Origin of the sequence: Cerasicoccus maritimus, assembly GCA_031296935.1 — a bacterium.
GTDB classification, from domain to species: domain Bacteria; phylum Verrucomicrobiota; class Verrucomicrobiia; order Opitutales; family Cerasicoccaceae; genus Cerasicoccus; species Cerasicoccus maritimus.
Genome location: JAVDPD010000048.1, coordinates 1 through 20,500, shown reverse-complemented (window position 1 = coordinate 20,500; position 20,500 = coordinate 1). Strand labels below are relative to the sequence as shown.

General features: G+C 55.0%; 16 protein-coding genes. 5 read left to right on the top strand and 11 right to left on the bottom strand.

Features of this window, described 5'->3' with window-relative positions; translation table 11 throughout:
- The coding region (locus RBB62_RS19555; RefSeq protein ID WP_309400946.1) for a hypothetical protein at nucleotides 1–228 on the top strand (228 nt) is incomplete at its 5' end.
- A 31-nt stretch (nucleotides 229–259) separates the two neighbouring features.
- On the opposite strand, the gene RBB62_RS19550 is transcribed toward RBB62_RS19555, so the two are convergent.
- The 3 genes from RBB62_RS19550 to RBB62_RS19540 form a co-directional block, all read right to left on the bottom strand.
- Nucleotides 260–1,024 (bottom strand): hypothetical protein, encoded by a 765-nt coding sequence (locus RBB62_RS19550; RefSeq protein WP_309400945.1) that lies wholly within the window; start codon nucleotides 1,022–1,024, stop codon nucleotides 260–262.
- Between the two features lie 121 nt (nucleotides 1,025–1,145).
- Complete coding sequence (locus RBB62_RS19545) at nucleotides 1,146–1,976, bottom strand: NAD(+)/NADH kinase (protein ID WP_309400944.1); 831 nt, start codon at nucleotides 1,974–1,976, stop codon at nucleotides 1,146–1,148.
- Between the two features lie 108 nt (nucleotides 1,977–2,084).
- The gene (locus tag RBB62_RS19540; RefSeq protein WP_309400943.1) at nucleotides 2,085–3,308 is read right to left on the bottom strand and encodes an argininosuccinate synthase; all 1,224 of its coding nucleotides are present in this window, start codon (nucleotides 3,306–3,308) and stop codon (nucleotides 2,085–2,087) included.
- 339 nt (nucleotides 3,309–3,647) lie between these two features.
- Between RBB62_RS19540 and RBB62_RS19535 the strand changes: the two genes are divergently transcribed.
- Both RBB62_RS19535 and RBB62_RS19530 read left to right on the top strand, forming a co-directional pair.
- Nucleotides 3,648–3,917 carry a hypothetical protein gene (locus RBB62_RS19535; protein WP_309400942.1) on the top strand — a complete coding sequence of 90 codons (270 nt, stop codon included), beginning with the start codon at nucleotides 3,648–3,650 and terminating at the stop codon, nucleotides 3,915–3,917.
- A 337-nt stretch (nucleotides 3,918–4,254) separates the two neighbouring features.
- A complete protein-coding gene (locus tag RBB62_RS19530; RefSeq protein WP_309400941.1) occupies nucleotides 4,255–4,722 on the top strand; it encodes a hypothetical protein in 468 nt (155 codons plus the stop codon).
- Nucleotides 4,723–4,747: 25 nt separating this feature from the next.
- Here RBB62_RS19530 and RBB62_RS19525 read toward each other — a convergent pair whose 3' ends face one another.
- Complete coding sequence (locus tag RBB62_RS19525; protein WP_309400940.1) at nucleotides 4,748–10,963, bottom strand: right-handed parallel beta-helix repeat-containing protein; 6,216 nt, start codon at nucleotides 10,961–10,963, stop codon at nucleotides 4,748–4,750.
- A gap of 452 nt (nucleotides 10,964–11,415) precedes the next feature.
- Between RBB62_RS19525 and RBB62_RS19520 the strand changes: the two genes are divergently transcribed.
- Nucleotides 11,416–12,507: a LacI family DNA-binding transcriptional regulator gene (locus RBB62_RS19520; RefSeq protein ID WP_309400939.1), complete on the top strand. Its 1,092-nt coding sequence runs from the start codon at nucleotides 11,416–11,418 to the stop codon at nucleotides 12,505–12,507.
- Here the strand turns inward: RBB62_RS19520 and RBB62_RS19515 are convergent.
- From RBB62_RS19515 to RBB62_RS19485, 7 genes are all read right to left on the bottom strand, one after another.
- Nucleotides 12,504–13,493 (bottom strand): NAD(P)-dependent oxidoreductase, encoded by a 990-nt coding sequence (locus tag RBB62_RS19515; RefSeq protein WP_309400938.1) that lies wholly within the window; start codon nucleotides 13,491–13,493, stop codon nucleotides 12,504–12,506. The two genes, RBB62_RS19520 and RBB62_RS19515, sit on opposite strands and share 4 nt — an antisense overlap.
- A 40-nt stretch (nucleotides 13,494–13,533) precedes the next feature.
- Nucleotides 13,534–13,824, bottom strand: a complete 291-nt coding sequence (locus RBB62_RS19510; protein WP_309400937.1) for a hypothetical protein — start codon at nucleotides 13,822–13,824, stop codon at nucleotides 13,534–13,536.
- A gap of 45 nt (nucleotides 13,825–13,869) precedes the next feature.
- Nucleotides 13,870–15,501, bottom strand: coding sequence for a glycosyl hydrolase family 28-related protein (locus RBB62_RS19505; protein WP_309400936.1), 1,632 nt, complete (start codon nucleotides 15,499–15,501; stop codon nucleotides 13,870–13,872).
- Nucleotides 15,502–15,649: 148 nt separating this feature from the next.
- Entirely contained in the window at nucleotides 15,650–16,435 is a 786-nt protein-coding gene (locus RBB62_RS19500) for a PEP-CTERM sorting domain-containing protein (RefSeq protein ID WP_309400935.1), read from the bottom strand.
- A gap of 59 nt (nucleotides 16,436–16,494) precedes the next feature.
- Nucleotides 16,495–17,928, bottom strand: coding sequence for a carbohydrate binding domain-containing protein (locus RBB62_RS19495; RefSeq protein WP_309400934.1), 1,434 nt, complete (start codon nucleotides 17,926–17,928; stop codon nucleotides 16,495–16,497).
- A gap of 45 nt (nucleotides 17,929–17,973) precedes the next feature.
- On the bottom strand, nucleotides 17,974–18,672 hold the full coding sequence (locus RBB62_RS19490; RefSeq protein ID WP_309400933.1) for a prepilin-type N-terminal cleavage/methylation domain-containing protein: 699 nt from the start codon (nucleotides 18,670–18,672) through the stop codon (nucleotides 17,974–17,976).
- Between the two features lie 135 nt (nucleotides 18,673–18,807).
- Entirely contained in the window at nucleotides 18,808–18,933 is a 126-nt protein-coding gene (locus RBB62_RS19485; protein WP_309400932.1) for a hypothetical protein, read from the bottom strand.
- 173 nt (nucleotides 18,934–19,106) lie between these two features.
- Between RBB62_RS19485 and dxr the strand changes: the two genes are divergently transcribed.
- Nucleotides 19,107–20,288: a 1-deoxy-D-xylulose-5-phosphate reductoisomerase gene (dxr, locus tag RBB62_RS19480; protein ID WP_309400931.1), complete on the top strand. Its 1,182-nt coding sequence runs from the start codon at nucleotides 19,107–19,109 to the stop codon at nucleotides 20,286–20,288.
- Nucleotides 20,289–20,500: the final 212 nt, after the last annotated feature.

Sequence of the window (20,500 nt, the reverse complement as noted above, 5' to 3'; positions counted from 1 at the left end):
CGCCGAGTGGACCCTCGTATGCCTGGCCTACAACTGCAAACGCCTCTTCAACCTCACCCAACAACCACAAAACGCCTGAAATCCACCAACAAGCCTCAGCGGCGCACCAAACCACTGCCACAAAACTCCAATACCCCCCGAAAAACGACCGGCTCATATCAAAAATCACCAATAGACCACGCAGCGACCAACTCCTCGACAGACAATGCTTTTAAAGGAAACTCTTAAAGCCGACAGGCTGCTAGACCGTGAACAATGACTATCCGCCCAATACCGTCATGACCGCCACGGCACCCATACCTAGAATTCCCAGAACTGAGCAGGCAATCATCGTGTAGAGATTGAGCGTAATCGTGCTCAACCAAGCGGCAAATGACCCCACGACCATGGCAGCCATCATAGTGGTGTCTCCCCACGACCAGAAGATATAACCAAAATAGCCCAAGCCCAGCATCATGCGGAAGCGAATGATCGGAAATGCGTCGGTGACGGACAAAATACAGCAAAGCGTCAGGAATAAATCCGCGATACCGACGATTAACATGGGATGCTCCAGAAGCAGCCCATATTCGCCCTCCTCCTGGATCGCCGAAATCACGCTCACATTTGGCCAGATATCCGTGATGGCGGCCAGCAGCATGATAACAGCCAGAACGGGCAAAGAAATCGCGGCGGCGCGCTCAGCCTCACGGTGCTTTTTCTTGAGGTGGCGCGTTTCGTCGGTGTTGCCCTCGGCGGCGGCGAGCATGTCGTCCACCTTCATCGCCGGTAGCATCTCGTCATCCTGATTGAGCGAAGTTTCATCCACTTCCTTCGGGCGCAGGCTTAGCGGTTTGGCAGTAGGGTTGACAGCTTCACGGATTTCCGGGCACTCCATCAGGGGCAGCCAGTCTTCGCGATCTTCGTCATAGTAAAGCGTATCCTCGCTCGCCTTACCGGCCTCCATGAGGTCCGCAATGCGGCCAGGATCATACGGTCCTTTAGCGTCGTCCGAGCCCGGCTCTTGGATGTAGTATTCGCCCATGTTTGCGGATAAATTCTTGAGATATTGTTCTTTTGAGCAAGCTAAAAGCAGAGGGAATTTGTTACTACCTGGGGAGTAAAAAGCCCGTAAATGCTTGCAGGTAATACCTTTAAAAACGCACCTAAGCGTGCTCAACCATATCACCACCCCACCGTAATTTCTGGCGCAGGATACTGAAATACGAATAGCCAATTGGTAATAGCAGAGGCAGCTCGCGTCGGGAAATATAGATCTTTAGTGGAAAATACTCGTCGCCATCGAAGCGCTGAGCGCCATCGAGTGTCACCTGTGCCTGCGCCGCTTCCATCACGCAAACACGCAGCTCACTGTCGCGCGTTAGCACGAGGCTCCGGTTGGAGAGACTGTGTGGGCAAATGGGCGTCATCACGAGCACTTCGGCACCCGGCATGATAATCGGTCCACCAGCGGATAAATTGTAGGCAGTCGATCCCGTCGGCGTGCTGAAAATCAAGCCGTCACTGTAGTATTCCGTGACGAGCGTATCGCCGCAAAACACCTGCAACCCCAGCAAACGACTGCCCTCAGCGCTCTTGATCACCGCATCATTCAACGCCAGTGAGTGCTGGCCATCAGCCGTCACACAATGCAGAACGGAGCGCTTCTCGATGTCAAACTTGCCTGCGAGGACCGCCGCGAATTGCTCACGGATCGTCGCCGGCGAATACGTAGCCAAGAACCCCAGCTTCCCTTGATTGACCCCAAACACCGGCACCCCGGAGCGCATGGACTCCGGAGCCGCCGATAAAATGGTGCCATCCCCTCCCAACACGCAGCAGGCGTCGGCCCCTTCAAGGTAGCCCTCGGAAATCGGATAATCGCTGCTGCGCACGGACTCCACGCCATGCTCGCGGCAAACACCTTCCAGAAAATCGGCCAGCTCGCCAGCGAGCGGCTTCTCTCCATTTATGATGAATGCGATGCGCTTGAGCATAGGGGCGGGGAAGAAAAATTATGAATGCAGAATTATGAATGATGAAACGCAGGCGGAATACGCTTTAGAAGCAATTTCATAATTCATCCTTCATCATTCATAATTTACTTAATACTTGCCGGCTTGCTTGACCGCGCGGGCGCGCAGACGCAGGCCTTGCAGGCGGATGAAGCCTGTGGCGTCGTCCGGATTGTAATCGCTGGCAACGCCTTCCATCGAAGCCACGTGCTCGTCATAGAGCGAGAGCTCGCTGCGGCGGCCTACGGTGGTGATGCTGCCCTTGTAAAGCTTGAGGCGGACTTCGCCGGTGACGGTCTTTTGACTGTCGTCGAAGAAAGCCTGAAGGGCTTCACGCTCCGGCGCATACCAGAAGCCGTTGTAAACGAGCTCGGCATACTTCGGCACGAGGCTGTCGCGCAGGTGCATGAGCTCACGGTCCATGGTGATCGTCTCAACCTGGCGGTGCCCGTGGATGAGGATCGTGCCAGCCGGCGTTTCATAAACACCGCGGCTCTTCATGCCGACGAAACGGTTTTCCACGATGTCCACGCGGCCGATGCCGTGCTTACCCGCAAGCTTGTTAAGCTTCTTCATGACGGCGGCCGGATTCATGCGCTCGCCATTGACGGCGACGCAGTCACCCTTTTCGTAAGTCAGCTCAAGGTATTCGGGCTCGTCGGGCGCGTCTTCCGGGTCGACGGTCAGCTTGTACATGTCCTTGTTAGACTCGACGGTCGGGTCGAACCAGGTATCTTCCAAAATGCCAGCTTCGTAGGAAATGTGCAGAAGGTTGCGGTCCATCGAATACGGCTTCGATGCGCTGGCCTCGACGTTGACGCCGTTGTCGCGGCACCAGTCGATCATCTCCGTGCGGCCCGGGAAAGCCTTGCGGAAGACGTCCATGCGCCAGGGGGAAATGATCTTCAGCTCGGGTGCAAGCGCGGCGAAGGTCAGCTCGAAGCGGACTTGGTCGTTGCCCTTGCCGGTGGCGCCGTGGGCGACGGCGTCGCAGCCCTCTTGCTTGGCGATTTCGATGTGCGCCTTGGCGATCAGCGGGCGGGCAATCGAGGTGCCGAGGAAATACTGGCTCTCGTAAATGGCGTTCGCGCGCAGCATCGGGTAGATGAAGTCGCTGGCAAACTCTTCGACGAGATCGAGCGTGTAGTGCTTGGAAGCGCCGGTCGCAATAGCCTTTTCTTCCAGACCTTCGAGCTCCTCTTCCTGGCCGACATCGGCCGCGTAAGTGACGATTTCGGCGTCGTAATGATTCTTGAGCCAGCGAACGAGCACCGACGTGTCCAGACCTCCTGAGTATGCGAGAGCAATTTTCATAACTTGAAGGTTCGCACTAAAACGAGAAGCGCCCTCCCCGCCAAGGATAAAGCGCGAGTCAGGGCTTCAAGAATCCGACGAATCGCACCGTGTTACAATTGTTACGTTCTGGTGCCAAAATTCATTTACACGGCAACACTTCTCTGCTTTATAGGCCATTTCACCATCGAATAAGAATCCGCCGAACTGCTAATACTCGGGATATTCCACCGAACAAAATCTGGTAGCCCCTTGTTCTATGCGCATGCCAACGCCAACTCAAACGCTTCTCCCGACTGATCTGCCAAACCAAGAGCTACATCCAACCAAAGAGCCGAAGTAACCGGCAACCAACTATTTATGAATAAACCGGCAGTTTCAGATACGCAAAAACGAAATTTCTTCGACTGGGATTGGGATACGAAATTCATCCGCCTGAAAGAACAGGTGACGGATCTCCCGCCGAAGCCCGTTCCGCTGAACCCGCTCATGCTACGCATGATCGATTTCCACGAAATCGTCACCGCGACGATGTGGTGCCGACGCACCCAACTGAAAGAAGACGAGTTTCGCGCGCAGATCGATCTGCTGCTCTACCACGACATCGTGGCCCCGGTCGACGATTGCTAGAGCAAACGAACGGTCCAATTGTGATCTGTTAAACAGCAATGAGTCTGAAGATTTGATTGTAGATCTGGCCAACGACAAAAGCCTTTTAAGCATTTGGCGAATTCACCAGAAAACTTTCTTCAATCCATCAAAATGAATTAAAGGGCCCAACTAGCCCAAGTCGGCACCTGACTATCTGCAATCCTTCACTGTATTAACAAAAATTCTTTCATGCACATAGCTATTATATACACTTATAGCATTTGACAGGTGAAGACTCAATGGCTTCAATCCATTAATGCCATTCAGACCTATTCTCATCATACTGCTATATTCACTTGTCAATACAAGCCAGGCGATGCTCATCATAACGATATCGCCAAACAATGAAACAAGCTTTAGCATAACTTCTTCCGGAACTGCCTCAACCGTTTCAGGAGGCAATGCCAGCACCGGCAATATTGGAATTGATTCATCAGCCTTCCTCGTCGGTTTCACTGGAGGCAGCGGTCTTACGTTTGGTGGAATTTCTGTGACAGATTTCAGTCGTCAAAACAGCACCCGGCTTAGCTTTGACTTAGCTTCACCTGTCAGTTCAGGCAGTGCCTATTCATTAAGCGGTTCAGCAACTGGCACTTACCTCCCCTCTCAAAATTACCTGTCCACATTCGTTCCGGGTACCTATAACATTACATTCAGCAATGGCATTTTCGGCTCAACGGCGTCCGGCACCTTGACAATTGCTTCAGGCGCAACCCCAATCCCAGAACCTACCACACTCATAACCGCTGTGGGTTGTTTGTCATTAAGCGGATTCCTGCTCTAGCATCGCCGCAAAAATCGTAACGAGCCTACAGGCTGATTTTCAACCGGGCAAAGAACGAGTCGACGTCTGAATGGCTGAAGGTGGTGCGGACGCGAACTGTTTCCGTGCCGTCGCCGTTGTCGGTGATATCCACGATTTCGACGAACGGCGCGCCACTCACCCAGACGCCCAGCCCGGAGGAAACCTCCACCGAATAGCCGACGCCCTGGCTCGTGTTGGGTCGCTTGAAGCTGACTTCCAGCCGCCCTTCACCATCCTGATTGATAGAGACATTAGAGGCGTCTGAATTGTTCGGGTCCAACCCGAGGGCGAACTCGAGGATGTTTGGAATATTGTCCCCATCGGGGTCGGCTAGTAGTTCCGACTCGACCGGCAAGCCCGGGAACTCCGCATTGCGCCACTCGGTGAGCGCGTCTTCGCCGAAACTGAAGTCATCCGAGCGCACGACGCCTTCGAAGAATACCGGCGTCGCCAACCCGACCGGCTTAGTCAGGTTCGCAAAGACATGACTGACCTCACTAACTTCATACGAAAACGCGCCGTCGAAATCAGCTGTGTTCTGGTAGTCGCCGAGGACGATGTAGTCGTAGGTGCGCCCATCGAGGAGCGATATCGGCACAAAGCCCAAGGTGAACACATCGGGCGCTCCCCCATCGATCGAGACCTGAGCGTTGATGACAGGCTCGCCCGCGCCCGCCACGCCGTCCTGGTTATCATCGCGCACAAGTCGGAGATTTGTCAGTTGGGTGACGGCATCGAGGCCACCAGTCACTGTCAGCGCGATGCCGTAGAGTGAGCTGTCCGCATTCACGGGGCGGAATTTCAGGCGGATCAAAGGCGCGTTTGGCGCATCGGTATTCAGCGTAACCGCGAGTGGATCGTCGCCCGCTAGGCTGCTAACGAAAAGCCCAAGGGACGCCCCATCCAGCGGAGGTGGCGGGTTAAACCGGAACGACGCGCCAAACTCCGAAGTATCGCCGGTGATGTCGGACGTAACCGTGGCAGTGAGAGTCAGGTAAGGCGGCGGCATGACGGCCGGGAAAATTGTAAACGTCCCATCGTCGCGCACCTCGCCTTCGCCGATCAAGACCTCGCCCTCATCGCTAGCAGCGTCGGAGAATAGTTGGACCGTACTGCCGATCGGCGCTTCCGTGGTGTCGATCACTGTGCCTTCAAACACGCCCGCATTGAAGGTTATCACATCGGGCGGGCGAATCTGGTTGTTGCCCGTGCCTTTCAGGTCGATACCATCCAAATCATTGCGGGTAATGCTGTTGTTCAAAATGGAGACGCCCGTGGCATTGTCCACCTGCACGCCATACTCCTCGTTGTGCCAGATAAAATTACCCGTGGTTTTCGTGACACTGGAGCCAGCCAACAAGAAAGTCACCTGCCCACCGATGGTGCAGTTGTCCGCGCCGTCGGCAATGCGTATGCCGTTTTCGCCATTGCCCATCAAGGCGGTGCGCCCACGGTCCGTGCCAATGATATTGCTCGCAATGGAGTTATCCGTCGCCGTCGCGCCCGTCACCAAAATACCGTTGCCGGTGTTGTGGGAAATCAGATTGCCGAGTGTCACGTTGCGCCCGCCAATGGAATTGCCCGTCGAATTCTTGACGAGCACGCCATGACCGTCGTTGCCACGATTCTGCGTCGGGTCCTCATTCGTGCCGATCAGGTTATTGGCGATGAGTATATCCCCGCCTTCGACGATGATAATGCCGCCTTCTTCGTCCCCGCCCTGGCCATTGCTGTAGAGGAAATTACTGTGGCTCTTGCTGCCGCCACCGATCTCCGTGGAAATCTCGCTACGCACAATAATGCCGGCCACAGCGTTGTCATCGATCTGATTGCCGCGAATGTAATTTTGCTCGCCGCCAACCACGTAAATGCCGACCTGATTTTCGCTGATGTGATTCGATGTCAAGGCGCCCTCGCCGAAGAAAAAGCCTTCGCAATTTTCGATCAGCACGCCAACACCCTGCGGTGTCTGCGTGAGCGGCGTCGGCGCGGGGTCGCCCTCGATTTCGCTACCGTTGTCGAAGATGTCGTTGTTGAAGAAAAGCGTGCGCCGCTCATCGGGATTACCGTCGGCAAAGACCACGCCCTTGATCGCGATGCCGGCATCCGTGTTGTGGAGAATTTTGTTTCCGGAGCTAAAATCCTGCGTGCCGAACTGATTGCCCGCAGTCGCTCCGGTGATCAGGACGCCGTATTTATTCGGCTGCGGCGAGCCCGGTGCAATAAACCCTTCAAACTCAGTTTGCCCCGCGCCAATGTAGTTATTAACGAAGACATTGGGCGGATCGGCGTGATCGAATGAAGAGCCCGAAGTCACCAGACGCCCTTCAATATAGATGCCAGCTTCGGTGCAATTGCCGATGTAGTTCGTCATCTGGTAGTTTTCCGCCAGATAATCAAATTCATTCGCCGGGAACGGACGCGCGTTGCGTCCGGTAAACGTGTGGTCGCCGTTGAAACCAATTAAATTGCCCGTCGAATTACTGCGCACGTGAATGCCGTATTTCAACGCGCTGAAGCTGTAAAATGGATCAAGGCCGCCGCCATGCACAGTGCCGATGTGGCAGCCGACCACCACGTTGTTATGCGCGTCTTCGAGCAAGATGCCCGCGCCGTTCGGAGCGCTGCCCAAATGCAAATCCCGCAACGGCAGATGATTGCCGATCAGATTGTCCGACGCGCCATTGGTGATCGCGATGGCGTGGGCGCCGTTGATCAGATCAAGGATGTTGCCGTCTATGTCGGTAATGAATTCGTCGCCAGTATTCAGGTGATTCACCACATTCCGACTCGTCCCCTCGCCACTGATGACCACGCCACTGCCCGCGTTGTTGATAATTAAACTGCGCTCTCCAAAGCCCCAGTTAACCGAGGTCTCTTCGCCGATTAAATTCTGGTTCGCGCCGCCCAGCACATGGATGCCGTGCCCGGTATTTTTCAGGCTCTCCACCGCATCAAACGGCTCCACCGTGTAAACGCCGTCCACGCGGTTCTTTAGGCAACTGGCTCCCTCCAAACGGAAGCCGTCGCCATCATTGCCCGCGGCGGTGATGAACTTCACCAGGTTGTTTTGCACATTGAGCAAATGCACGCCATGACCGCCGCAATTGGTGATCTTGCCAAAGGTCGGCAGCACATCGTCGTTTTCGCCGATCACGTTGAACGTCGTGCCCGCCCCTTGCAGCAGCACCCCACCGGACGCCATGTTGTCGATCTCGCCCGGTAACAATTGGTTCAGCTTTCCGCCCTCGATCAAGATGCCGTAGCCGCCGCCATTTTTAAAACCGACGCCCTCAATGCGGTTCTTTTGCGGCACAAAGTCTTCGCCGTTGGAGGAGGTCGCTTTCAGGTAAAGCCCGTTGCCGGTGAAGTTCTGAATCGTGAAGTCCTTCAGGAAAATATTCGACACGCCATTGAATAAAAAGGCGTCGCGCGTGGCCCCTTGCAGGTCGAGCGTCAAACCGCGCAAATCCCAGCTATCGCCACCAGTTGGAGTGGGTAAATTGTCCCCGAGATTGACCACGGTCTCGCTGGCCTCGGAAAAAGAAATGCTCGAGCTCACGCCAATGTGATTGCGGAAGGCCGGCCCAATGCCGACTCCCGAAACGAAGTCGGACTCATACTTGCCCTCGTCCTCACCTTCGGGACGCTGCTGCACGCCGCGGCCTTCGTAGATTATGCGGAAGGCCTCCAGCACCGTGATGTCGCCATCGGCAATGTTGTCCGTTGCATCCAGTTTGGTGATCAGCACCGTAGCGCCTTCCTGCGCGCCTTGTTGGCCAGGCAGCACATCGGCCAGCGTGAAGTTGAGCGCGTTCGATGTTTGGTCGCCAATGCGAATCGCGAGCGAATGCACGCCGTTGTCCAAGCCCTCAGGAATGCGCATCAAAATGCTGTCATCGGACGTAATCTGGATGAGGCCGGAAAGCTCTGCGGCAGGCTCACCATTGAGGATTACGATGAACGGTTGCCCCTGCTCCCCACGCAAGCTTTCGCCCGTCAAGGTGACCAATTGATTCGACTGCACCGTCTGCGGAGAAATGGACTCCAACACCGGCGGCCCGAGAATATCGATGTAGCGGAAAAGCGCCGGGTTACCCGTTGTCGAGGTGCGGCGGCCATCGCCACGCTCAATCGTCAACGCCACGCGATCACTCGCGGCGAGCGTCAACAAGGTGGCGTCATCGATGTCGTCCGGCAGGTCGGCGTTGATGAAATTTTCGCGCGTGGCCGTGACCTCCAACGGCAAATCGACTTCCAGCTCGATTTCTGTTTCCGCAGTCACCGTGGTATTCTTAATGATGCTCAGGAAGACCTTCGTTTCTTCGCCGTCGCTGGTGAAATTAAAACCGCCAATCGCCAACGGATCACCCTCACGCGCCTCCTGCGGGAAGAAGTTGCGAATACGCGGCGCGAACGGACTACCCACGACGAGGATCCCGCGCTCCACCGCCAAAGTCTGCAAGCCAATGACGCCATTGAGCCGCTCCAGCGCCTGCAAGCCCGACGAAATTTTGCCCAACACATCAAAGCCTTTGGCAAGGGACGTTGCCGCAATCTTCAGGGATTCGGTAATGCCGGTTTCCAGCACCGCCGAGATGAACCCCTCGATGCTCCCTTCGACGGCTTTATTGAGTAGGCTCAACAATGCAGACCGATCATAGGTCCCCTTCGTAATGTAAGCCGTCAGCTCTTTGGAAACATCAGCAAAAAGCGAATCAATGACCTTTTGGGCGGCTTTACTCTTGGTAAACTTCTCCACCGGCAGTACTATGCTGATCCCGTCCAGCACGATCGTGAAAAAATTGGCGATCGAGGCATGTATCCAAGGGGTGTTCCCACCAATATTTTCAATCAATGCGCCTTGTCGGTCATCGGGCAGTCCATAGTACAAATTTCCGCTGTAGGCATGTATCGCATAAACCGCGCTTTTGTCCGCTGGCAGCATGAAAATCTCAGTGGAAGCGCCGGCCGAAAAAATGCCAGTCAGGTAATCGATTCCATTCATGGTGAGCGTCGTAATGACCTCTAACAGGTCGACGTTTGCGGTGACTAACTTGGCATATTTATAGCCATTGAATTCCGCCGTCTCGTTGAGGTAAGTGTAGCCATCTGAGCTCGGCGTCATGGCCGCGATTTCCGAGCGTCCACCAGGAATCGAGCTCGGGTCAATCTCGCGAATTTCCAGTACATGGTCGGCCTGCAAAACGTTGAATGCCTTGATCGTCAGATCGAACGTCACCTTATAGTCCTCGATCACCCGCTCGTCTTCAGGCAGGTCGGGATCATCATAAATCGGCGTGATGACGAAACGCAGATTGTCCGGGTCCGTTAAGCCAGTGCCCTCCAATTCACGGAAGTAAAAAGGCGAGTCTTTGCTATCCTGAAAACGCGCCTTCGCAGCTTTGCTCACGGCCGACGACAGCTGCGCGTTCTGCAAGTCTTCAATCGTATCCGCCACTGCGGTGAACGCCGCGAGATAAGCCTCGGCCAGCAGGTCATCGTAGCGGGGGTCATCAAGGTATTGAACGCCCGCAAACGTTCGGTTCTCGATGTAATCGGCGAGCGCCTGAATTTCACTCAGACCACTGATCGCATTCAGCGCAGGCGCCAAATAATCGTCGGGCAAGGCCGACAGCATCGGGTTGATGAATACCATTGCGATGGCCGTCGACTCTGCGTCGATGGTGATCGCGGTGTCGCCTCCCAGCGCCACGGCCGCCAACGCGGGATCCTCTGCCGTGAGCGTTGCCCATACGAAGGTAACGCCGTCCTGGCGAATGGGCGCAGCGAAGGAACCATCCGCCGCAATGGCGCGCATTTCATCCCCGAGCGAGTAAACCTGATAGCCCGCCGGATTGAAGCCACTGGGGAAATTCACGACGCCCGCAACCGTCCGATCAATGCGAAACCGAAAGGGATAAAGCGCCACGCGTTCTTCACTCTCGAAGACTTCAATCACGCCCGAATTGGCACCCGATTGCACCGTAAACGACAGGACATCTCCCGCCACGCCAACCGCGCCCTGGTCCACGCCATTGAGCGACACGGAGTAGCTGCCGCCTGTGTCCAGGCCCTCGGTGGTGATTTCCACTTCGGTCCCGATTGGTCCGGTGATCGGTGAAACGGAAAGAATGGTGAATGTATCTCCGCGCGCGCTAAAACCCAGGACCAAAGCGACAAGCAGCAGATGTAGTGTGGAGATGTGCGGATACCTCATGCGAGATGCGTTTATTAAAACCTATAATAGTGAAGTAAAAAACCCATAATACCAGTAGAGATATGCAGCGGCAAGCCAACAACGCACCAGCACGGGCAATAGCTCCTAGAGCAGTTTCCCCGGCCAATTATTCCCAACACAGGAGATGAGAAATAAACGCCTTTACCTACGCGGACGCCGGATCGAACGATTACGCAACGTGGGTTCACGACAGCCAACACGAAGACGCGCCGTATGCAAGGCTTGACCCCTTGCTCCATCTAAAACATCATCGCCACCATGCGAACCACCCGTTCATTGGCACTGCACGCTGCGGTTGCCGCGGCATTACTCAGCGCCTGCAAGACCAGCGACTCCCCCTCCCCCCTGGCCTCGCAAGAATCGCGCGATCAATACCCCGACCCGTCCAAGATGTAGTCGCGCAAAGGAAATACGTCCTAGAAGTTTCGCCAATGAAACCCCGTGTCACGATTCGTGAAATCGCCGAGAAAGCTGGCATCCATTTCACAACAGTCAGCCTTGCTTTGCGCAACAGCCCAAGGCTCAAACAGAGCACACGTGACAGGGTCCAGAAGCTGGCCAAGGAAATGGGCTACACGCCGGATCCCATGCTGGCCTCGCTCAATGCGTATCGGCAAACGAAACGCCCGGTCCAATATCAGGCAGCCATTGCGTGGATCCACAATTGGCCGAGACCAGAAAGTTTGTATGGCTCGGGCGAGTTTCATCAGTATTTCCTCGGTGCCGTCGACCGCGCCAAGCAACGCGGTTATCAAATCGAAGAGTTCTGGATTCGCGAGCCGGAGATGAGCATCAACAAGCTGCACAGGATTCTGCGCGCGCGAAACATACAAGGCGCGCTCATCGCCCCGCAGCCCAGGCACGGTGCCTACTTGGATTTAAAATATTCCGAGCTGTCCGCCGTCACATTTGGTAACAGCATGCAGCCACCCGTTTTGGACCTCGTCACTAACCACCAGAGCCACACCATCAACCGTATCTTGCAGCATGTGCTGTCACTGGGCTATCGCCGTATCGGCCTCTGCGTGCCCGACGACTGGAACGCCAAAGTCGAGAACGCCTGGAACAACGGCATGATCATTCTGCACTCCGAACAGCCCGACCTGCCATACATCCCCCCACACTGGGAACGCTGGGATATCGAAGAGACCGAAGGCCTGCAAACTTGGGTCGAAAAGGAGCGGCCCGATGTCATCATCTCCCACCACAACGTCTATCAGCGGCTCCGGAAAATGGGGCTAAATATTCCTGAGGACATCGGCTTTATCTCCCCCTTTCTGATCCGACAAAATGAAGAGATTTCCGGCATCTATCAGAACGACTTCCTCATCGGGCAAAAGGGCGTGGACATGGTGATCGGCATGCTCCAGCGCAACGAAGTTGGCCTGCCCGAAAGCCCGGTTCGCGTCTTGGTCGAAGGCATCCTTAACCCTGGCAAAACACTGAGAAAGCAAACACGCCAGTACGCCAAGAAGGCCAAGCCCTCGACTAGGGAAAAGTCTGCCAAAACCAAGGCGCACTAGGTCGCGCGGTCGTATGCCTCAAGCGTCACTAGGCGCTCGGGCTGCTGCCCATCCAGGTAACGCGAAATGTTCTCCAAAGCAGCTTGACCAAGCAAAGGATACGTATCCCAAGTCGGCCCAGCGACATGCGGCGAAAGCAACACGTTGTCTGACAAACGCAAAGGCGCATCCGACGGCAAAGTTGCGGTATGAAATACATCCAGCGCTACCCGCAACCTGCCCTCGTCGGCCAAACGGGCGAGCGCGCGTTCGTCTTCGACCAACATACCACGCGCGATGTTAATGAAGACCGCGTCGGACGGCATCGAGCGTAGCAACGCCTCCGTCACCGAACCAGCGCTACGGTCGTTCAAGCCCTCGCATTCGATCAACACATCACTATCCGCAAATAAAGCCGCCAAGCTGCCACAACGCTTCACCCCGTAGTCCGCGAAATGTTCAGCAGGCACGCCGTCGGAGTGTGCCGCGATCTCCACTTGATGCGGGCGCAACATCACCACTAGCTCTCGCGCAATCGCACCAAATCCATGCAGCCCGACCCGCTTGCCGCGCAGACTCCGCGTTCGCATCAGCGGCATCATCGCAAACATCGTCTGTGGCTCGTCAATCAGCGCAGACCAATGCTGCACATTGCGCAGGCACGACAGTACCATGAGCAAAGCGTGCTCCGCGATCGTGTGGCTTATCAGGTTGCCCCAGTTGCTAACGAGCACGCCTCGCTCAAGTAATGCACGCGACACCCGAGGCTTCACTGACCCGGTAACACTACAAACATAGCGCAGTGGACAGTCGCTCGCTGAAGCCCATGAAAATGGGATTACCGGGCAGCTCCAGGCAGTGACGATTACCGTTGGCTGTAGCTCGCACAACACAGCCAACCACGCTTCTTCACTCAGCGCCTTGGCATCCACCCAAGTCTGGCGAGTGCAGGGAACAAACCGCTCGTTCCAGTCTGGCAGAAACAAACCGCGCTCTAAATCCGTCATTGCAAACAGCACATGCTCGGGGTCGGTTTTTGATCTCGAGTTACGCGCTACCGTCACTTCCACATCCTGTTGCATAGTTCTTAAAGTAATCAAATGCGCGCGGCCACAAGCGCCCTGCTGTGCAGAGGTTAATGGAGCCCTGAAGTTGCAACATAAAGACCATGACGATCCGCTTCCGAGTATACTTGTCGTCAGTAAATTGGCCTGGCTCTTTGCCCCATGTAAAGTTGTCGGCAAAACGCGGATCGCTGAAGTAGCCAAAGAACGCGCCAAGGCCGCCGACTTTGTGCACGAGCAGGTAAACGCCGAGCGTTAGGTATTCAATCCACATGCCGCTGCACTCTCCAAGGGATCTACCATCGTAAGAACCATAGGCTCAGTTAGGCTGAAGCCGGCGTTGTAATTGATCCGCATACAAAGACTGCGGGCGGAGTGTATCACCCTGCCCCACACCTTCGACAAAGTCACTGGAGTCCACCGTGTCCGCCGGGCCACGTGTTCCAATGACATAGCCGTCACCTTGTTGGTGCGAGTAGATGAGCACCGGTCGCTCTTCAGAATAGCGTAAGCCATTGGTGTTCCAAAAAACGCTTTCCGTCGTCGTCACGCCATGCATGACCTTGCCTCCCCAAGGCCGCAATGCACGGGCCTCAATGAAGTCGCCATCACAGGTCATGTTGTCGATTAAATTAGCGAGCGAAAGAAACATGTGAAAGTCCGCGGCTAAACGCCCATCTTTAGCCACGCAGTTAAAGATGACATTGCCGCTCGCTGACATCGTCCCGAAGCTGTAGTTATGCCGCCCGCTTTCGGCGTAGCAATCGCGCACCAAGTTGTCTTGTCCCTGCATCGTATAGAGGTAGCCATTGCCGCCTTCGCCTTCATATTGCGGATAGCGGAAATCGCAATCCATGACCGTGACGAGTCGTGAACGCCACAGTTTGAGCGCTCCGGAAACCACATGGATATTCGGATCATTACCTTCCGGCGCGTAGGTTTGCACGCCGCGCACCCAAGCATTCTCCACGAAGGACAGTTTAATCGCCTTGGAGGCATGCACAGCATGGCCAATCGTGCCTTCCTTCGCAAAGTCTCTCATCTCCAAGCCTTCGCCTGGTTGCTGCCGCATGCCGATGGAAAAATCCTCCAAGCCGACTTCCTGCAACATCGCACCGGCCACTGGAACTATGCGCGCATTGTCGGCCCGATAAAGATAACCGCGTGTCGGAGTGTCGATGCTGATAGTCTTTGCTACCGGATCGATCGCCGTAATGCGTCGGTAGTAAGTCAAGGTGCGGTTCGGCGATTGAGTCGGCTCCCACTTGCCATGCATGCCCACCAAATCGATGTAGTGCTGGGTGAGGTCGTTGCGAATAACCACCGCATCGCCAACCTGCAAACCAGCAACATTCTCTAATGGAATAACGCTGACTGGTTGCGGCATATCCTGAGCAAGCAAGATGCCCGGTACATCAATGCCGTCGGCGTTCCAAGAAGTTTCTTCGCGGGGCATCACATCGATGACCGTTTTCTGCCGCATATTGATCTGGTCATTAAAAAGGTACGTCTTACCTGCTCCAGCGCCCCGCAGCACGACCCCATTTTCTTGTATGCGCAACGTGGCCTCCGCGCCTTCGGGCGGAACGATGCGATAAGTACCGGCAGGCAAATACACCACACCGCCGCCTGCGGAACCGGCGTCATCGAGCGCCTGTTGAATGGCTGCCGTTGCATCTTCTTCACCCGATGAATCCGCATGGTAAGGAGCTTGCGTCACATCCAACACTGGACCTGCAACTTCCCTGGGCGGCTCTTCTCCGTAGTGATAGCCCGCGTAAGAAAAATCATGCAGGAAGCGCCCTTCCGTATCCGTGTAGCCCGGACGCCAATCTTCCGGATAAAGCGAAGAGCGCCAGGAATCGCCATCAACTTTGACATCTGCTTGAACCATGACAACTCCCCAGCAAAACGCCATGAACGTGCTCAATGTAACTGCTGTTTTCTTCATCAAATCAATTCTTACCTGACTCTATTCATCACCTGCCAACGCCGCTGCGCTGGTCCGCTTTAGGCACAACCAATCAATTTCCATTTCCCCCGAAATGGATCTACCCAGTGCCTCAGACGGAACCAGCGCGAACGAACGCGTCGAAAGTTTATTGTTTGGTGCGACGCCGAACGAGCACAACGACCAGCCCCAATACTCCAGCAAAGAGCGCGTAAGTGCTAGGCTCGGGCACAGTCTGCATGGAGATGCTTTGCCACTGCGCGCCTTCATCGCGCCCCCCCACAGTTTCCTTACCATACATGCCGAAAAAGTCGGTGGTCAACGGGCTCGAATCTATGTAGTTCAAGGTGTAGGTATCGCTGTCACGCGTGGACGAAAAAGTGGCCGTAATGCTCAACTGACTTCCCGAGTATGTCGCGGTGATATCATAGGTTAAATCGCTGCCGATATAGTCCCGAAGCTCATGAGCGAAGTCTCCATCTGAGGCTAAAATCGAAACGACATCGGACTCTTCCTTGGCCAGAAAGATAGACGGTCCAGACTGGTTCACACCACGGATATAAAAGTGATAGGCGTTCGACGGGTCATCAGCATCGCCTAAAAAGAATAACCCAAGCTGGTCAGCCGAACCAGGGCTGTCTGGGCCGGGATAACTCACCGTGCCGTTCAGGTTAAACGACAGCGCCGTGGACGCGTCTCCACCAAAGGCTGTGTTCTGCACAGATGCCAAGTAGTTGCCGGATGTCGTATCTTGATAGCCGAATTCGCCAGCACTAGTATTCAGCACCCACGATGTACCGCCCGGGCTGCTGGTCGTGAAATCACTTGCTGATGAGGTGAAGTCGTTCGTGTAGTTAGTGCTGTTGATTACGCCAGCCCAGGCAGAGCTAAACAATGCGGGAGTCGCGATCAACAGGAGGGTAGTTTTCTTCATTGGATACATAGTTGTATTTTGGGTTGATTGGGTTGGGTAGGGATAAAGTTCTTGCGGCGCTAACGCTGAGCCACTTGCTGCGCGGGTTTGCCATTAAGACTCTGAGCATATTCCGAGGGCGTCATGAATACCGCATCCTGAGCGACCAGGAAATCAATTATTTTTTCAAACTCGGCAAAGCGTTCATTGCCCCAGCTCATCGGATGCCCCTGCAAGACAAAGTATTCGCGGTCAGGATTCTTCGCATAGCCTGCCACAAAGCGTTCAAAGTTCGGCTGGCCAACGCGACCTTCCAAATTAACCGCCCACACGCGATCCAGGACGGTCACCTTGCCATCGGCAGCAAGCTCACGGCCCATGACGTCAATCGGCGAAGGATACAGCCACACTGCCATATCAGGATCTTCGGCCATCGCAGTGGCGGTTGCTGCATCCTGATGGGCCGTGGAGCCACCACCGCCAGGACCAAAAGTTTCGAACGCAAAACCAAGCTTCTCCTTGGCCAATGACTGAGAGTCTGCGAAACGCTTTTGCTGCTCGTCTACTGACCGGCCAGAGAACTCGCTGCGCTTACGACCATCTTCGTCTTTCCACACCCCGTGATCCCATCCGTGGAACCAAAACTCTACCATGCCGGAATCGTTTTTTTTCTGAATCCACTCGATGTATTCCGGAGTCGCCTCTTGCAAAGTCTGGGTAATCACGCCGATGCTACACTTGATATTCTGCTTGCCCAGCCTGTAGGTCACCTTGTCCCAAAGAGGATGCGCCTTGCCGCCGATCTGGCGAAGGTCATCGAGCTTAATGATGATCACTGGAGGCTTTGCGCGCTCGGGGAGTTCGTCCGGAATCTTTTCTGCAGCGGCTTGTTTAGCCAACGCTGCCTCGTTGCGTTTCTGCGCGGCCTCGGACTCTGCCTGCATTTCTTCAGGGCTCATTACCGCCTTTGCGTCTGAAGCCAGTCCTTCGAGTTTGAAATTGTCAAAATCCGCCGTCCCCGTCGAGGAGCTCCAGGAATGCACCCAGATAGATACCGTTTCGGCGCCTTCCGGCATGACCTGCGACACACTGTAGCTTTTCCAACTGCCATCTCCGCCTTTAATCGCCACGCTGTTTAAGCCATCGCCGCGACCGCTGCCATTTTTCAAAAGCTTGCCGTTGACATCCCTCGGCCAAATATAAACGGCCATAAAATTACCGTCTGCCTTTGCGTCAAAGGTCAAAGTCAGCTCATCGCCGGGCTTCACCGGATAGCGACTACTGTGGAGCTGAGAACCATTGCGCTTGTCGTTATCGCTAATGCGCAGTCCAAACTTTCCCGTATGGGCGGCATCCGCAGTAACCTCGCTCATGCGGTCTCCTGCCAGCCATCCACTAAAGCCCGACTCGAAGTCTCCATTATACGGTAAGCTGGCTCGCAAAAATCCAGTCACCAAAAAGATTGAGGCAGCAATTATTCCGCTACAGCGAGATAGATTGATAAGTATACTCATGCAACTGTTGTGATTGTATTAAATGCGTTTCAACAAGACGACAAACTAAAGATTACCCCGACCACGCGCGATGACCTGCAGCGCCTCTTCCAGGCTGAGTAACTCACAATGGCCATCCACAAAGAGGTAATTTGCCATGCCGTTATGCCGTGTGGGATCACCCGACAGGTATTCTTCCGTTTCTTCGTTGGGTGTCATGTTTTTCCAAACCCCGTGGTGGTAATCATCGGCATCGCCAATCAGCACTGTGTTAGCTGGATCACTGACAAGCACCATCGGTGTTTGATAATCTAGCGCGCCGCTCACTGTGTCGCCAGAATCCTTATCCATAGTGCGGTTCGCCACATTGGCATTCATCCCCGTGCGCCCACCTGGACAAATCATTAAAGTTACTTCGCCGTCATCACCTGCGGCTTTACGAATATTATAGCCAACATATTCAGCAATCTCAGTTTCCCAATGGCCATGCTGATTCTGTCGCCCAAGTGTTTTATCCGCCCTTGGGTGCAAGCGCGCGGCCGGTAAATAACCATCATTATCAGCCGTAAAGGCAATGAACGCCGCACCGATAGACCGCATATTTGCCGTGCATTTAGATGCTTCCGCCTGCTGCTGAACCCGCTGATAAACTGGAAACAGTATTACGGCGAGAACGGCGACAATTGAGATGACCGCTAACAACTCAACCAGCGTAAATCCACTGCTTGAGCTACAGGTCGCTTTGGGGGTAATGCGGGGGTTCATGAGGTGAATACTTCCCACAAGATGCTCTCAGTGTCAATTGTGCCAGAATTCTACCTGTAGAATTGCAATTAAAATTCGCTCATCTTCTTGGGCCGATCGGATTTTTGTCCAACTCCTTCAAAAGCTGGGCCTCCTTCACGCCCATGTTGCCATATTGCTCTTTCCAGCGATAATAGGTCCGTCTGTCTCTTCGACTTTCATACCTTCACTAGCGCGAAGAATGCGAATGATCTGTTCGGTGCTGCGGCGTCCTTTTTTCATGTAATTTTACGGTGTCTATAACCGAAAACTCTTCTCATTCCCAATGGGACAGTTTTAGGGGGCCCGGCAAGCACGAGGGAGTGCATCCAATGCTCTATCCGTCCCAACTCCTCTCTCATCACTGCAAAAAAACCGTTGCCACGGGGCGCTGACTACTGATCCTCTGAAATCGCATGTCTGCTAAGAATATCGTATTACTCGGGGCCACGGGGTCCATCGGCGAAAGCACGCGACGCGTCGTTGCCAAGCACTCGGATAAGCTGAACATAGTCGGCATCGCCGGCCGCAGCCGCTGGAAGGAGCTCGCCGCCATCGCCCATGAGTTCGACGTCAAGCACGTCGCGATCTTCGATGAGGCCAATTGCCGCGCCGCCGAGCAAAGCGGGCTCTACCCCACGGGCACGAAGTTCTACCCGGGCCTAGACGGCCTAATCGAGCTCTCCTGCCTCGCCGAAGCGGACATGCTTGTCACCGCGATCGTCGGTACGCTCTCGCTTAAGCCTACCCTCGCCGCCATCGAATGCGGTAAGGACATCGCCCTCGCGAGCAAGGAAATCCTCGTCATGGCTGGCAAGGTCGTCATGGCCGCTGCCAAGGCCAAGGGCGTGCGCATCCTGCCAATGGACAGCGAGCACAACGCCATTTTCCAATGCCTTCAGGGCGAGCGCGACATCGACGTCGACAAGCTGATTTTGACCGCTTCGGGCGGGCCGTTCCGCAACTACACCGCCGAGCAAATGAAGTCGGTCACCAAGGCCGACGCCCTCAAGCACCCGAACTGGGACATGGGCCCGAAGATCACCATCGACTCCTCCACCATGGCCAACAAAGGCCTGGAAGTCATTGAGGCGCATTGGCTCTTCGGCAAGGGCCGCGACCAGATCCAGGTCGTCGTGCACCCGCAAAGCATCGTCCACTCGATGGTGCAGTATGTAGACGGCTCGATCCTAGCGCACCTGAGCCCGCCGTCGATGACCTTTGCGATCCAGCACGTGCTGCTCTACCCGGAGCGCGCCGAGGGCGTCGAACCCGCAGTCGACTTCAGCAAGTTGCTCACCCTCGACTTCCGCCCGCCCAACTACGAGCTCTTCCCCTGCCTACGCCTGGCGATGGAAGCCATGGACGCCGAAGGCGTCGCCCCAGCGGTATTCAACGCCAGTAACGAGATCGCGGTCGAAGCCTTCATGAACGACCAGATCGGCTACTGCGACATCCCGCGCATCATCGAGCAAACGCTGGCCGCCGTCCCCGGTTGTGACCCGCAGGGCCTCGACGAAATTCTCCACGCCGACGCCGACGCCCGCCGCATCGCAGCAAGTAGCATTTCCGCCCGCTCTGCCATCACAACACCATAAGTAGCCTGCGGTTAAATCCAATACGCATTGCGCATGAATAGATGAGAAATCATCAGCCAAGCACTATCTCAATTACAGAGCGCAGAAATCACATGCATCCACAAATGGGCTCTATGTCCCCCCTAGAGATAACATGAAGTTTATCTCAAAATAATCTGTACTTTTTGCGGAGAGCCCATTCATGCTCTTTTGGATGGAAACACGTGGACGTA

Excerpts from the sequence above, each read along its gene's own strand:
- RBB62_RS19515 (WP_309400938.1), bottom strand. The coding sequence starts at position 13,493 with ATGACGGATTTAGAGCGCGGTTTGTTTCTGCCAGACTGGAACGAGCGG.
- RBB62_RS19490 (WP_309400933.1), bottom strand. The coding sequence starts at position 18,672 with ATGAACCCCCGCATTACCCCCAAAGCGACCTGTAGCTCAAGCAGTGGA.
- RBB62_RS19530 (WP_309400941.1), top strand. The coding sequence starts at position 4,255 with ATGCTCATCATAACGATATCGCCAAACAATGAAACAAGCTTTAGCATA.
- RBB62_RS19505 (WP_309400936.1), bottom strand. The coding sequence starts at position 15,501 with ATGAAGAAAACAGCAGTTACATTGAGCACGTTCATGGCGTTTTGCTGG.
- RBB62_RS19510 (WP_309400937.1), bottom strand. The coding sequence starts at position 13,824 with ATGTGGATTGAATACCTAACGCTCGGCGTTTACCTGCTCGTGCACAAA.
- RBB62_RS19520 (WP_309400939.1), top strand. The coding sequence starts at position 11,416 with ATGAAACCCCGTGTCACGATTCGTGAAATCGCCGAGAAAGCTGGCATC.
- RBB62_RS19545 (WP_309400944.1), bottom strand. The coding sequence starts at position 1,976 with ATGCTCAAGCGCATCGCATTCATCATAAATGGAGAGAAGCCGCTCGCT.
- RBB62_RS19535 (WP_309400942.1), top strand. The coding sequence starts at position 3,648 with ATGAATAAACCGGCAGTTTCAGATACGCAAAAACGAAATTTCTTCGAC.
- RBB62_RS19540 (WP_309400943.1), bottom strand. The coding sequence starts at position 3,308 with ATGAAAATTGCTCTCGCATACTCAGGAGGTCTGGACACGTCGGTGCTC.
- RBB62_RS19525 (WP_309400940.1), bottom strand. The coding sequence starts at position 10,963 with ATGAGGTATCCGCACATCTCCACACTACATCTGCTGCTTGTCGCTTTG.
- RBB62_RS19495 (WP_309400934.1), bottom strand. The coding sequence starts at position 17,928 with ATGAGTATACTTATCAATCTATCTCGCTGTAGCGGAATAATTGCTGCC.
- RBB62_RS19485 (WP_309400932.1), bottom strand. The coding sequence starts at position 18,933 with ATGAAAAAAGGACGCCGCAGCACCGAACAGATCATTCGCATTCTTCGC.
- RBB62_RS19500 (WP_309400935.1), bottom strand. The coding sequence starts at position 16,435 with ATGAAGAAAACTACCCTCCTGTTGATCGCGACTCCCGCATTGTTTAGC.
- dxr (WP_309400931.1), top strand. The coding sequence starts at position 19,107 with ATGTCTGCTAAGAATATCGTATTACTCGGGGCCACGGGGTCCATCGGC.
- RBB62_RS19550 (WP_309400945.1), bottom strand. The coding sequence starts at position 1,024 with ATGGGCGAATACTACATCCAAGAGCCGGGCTCGGACGACGCTAAAGGA.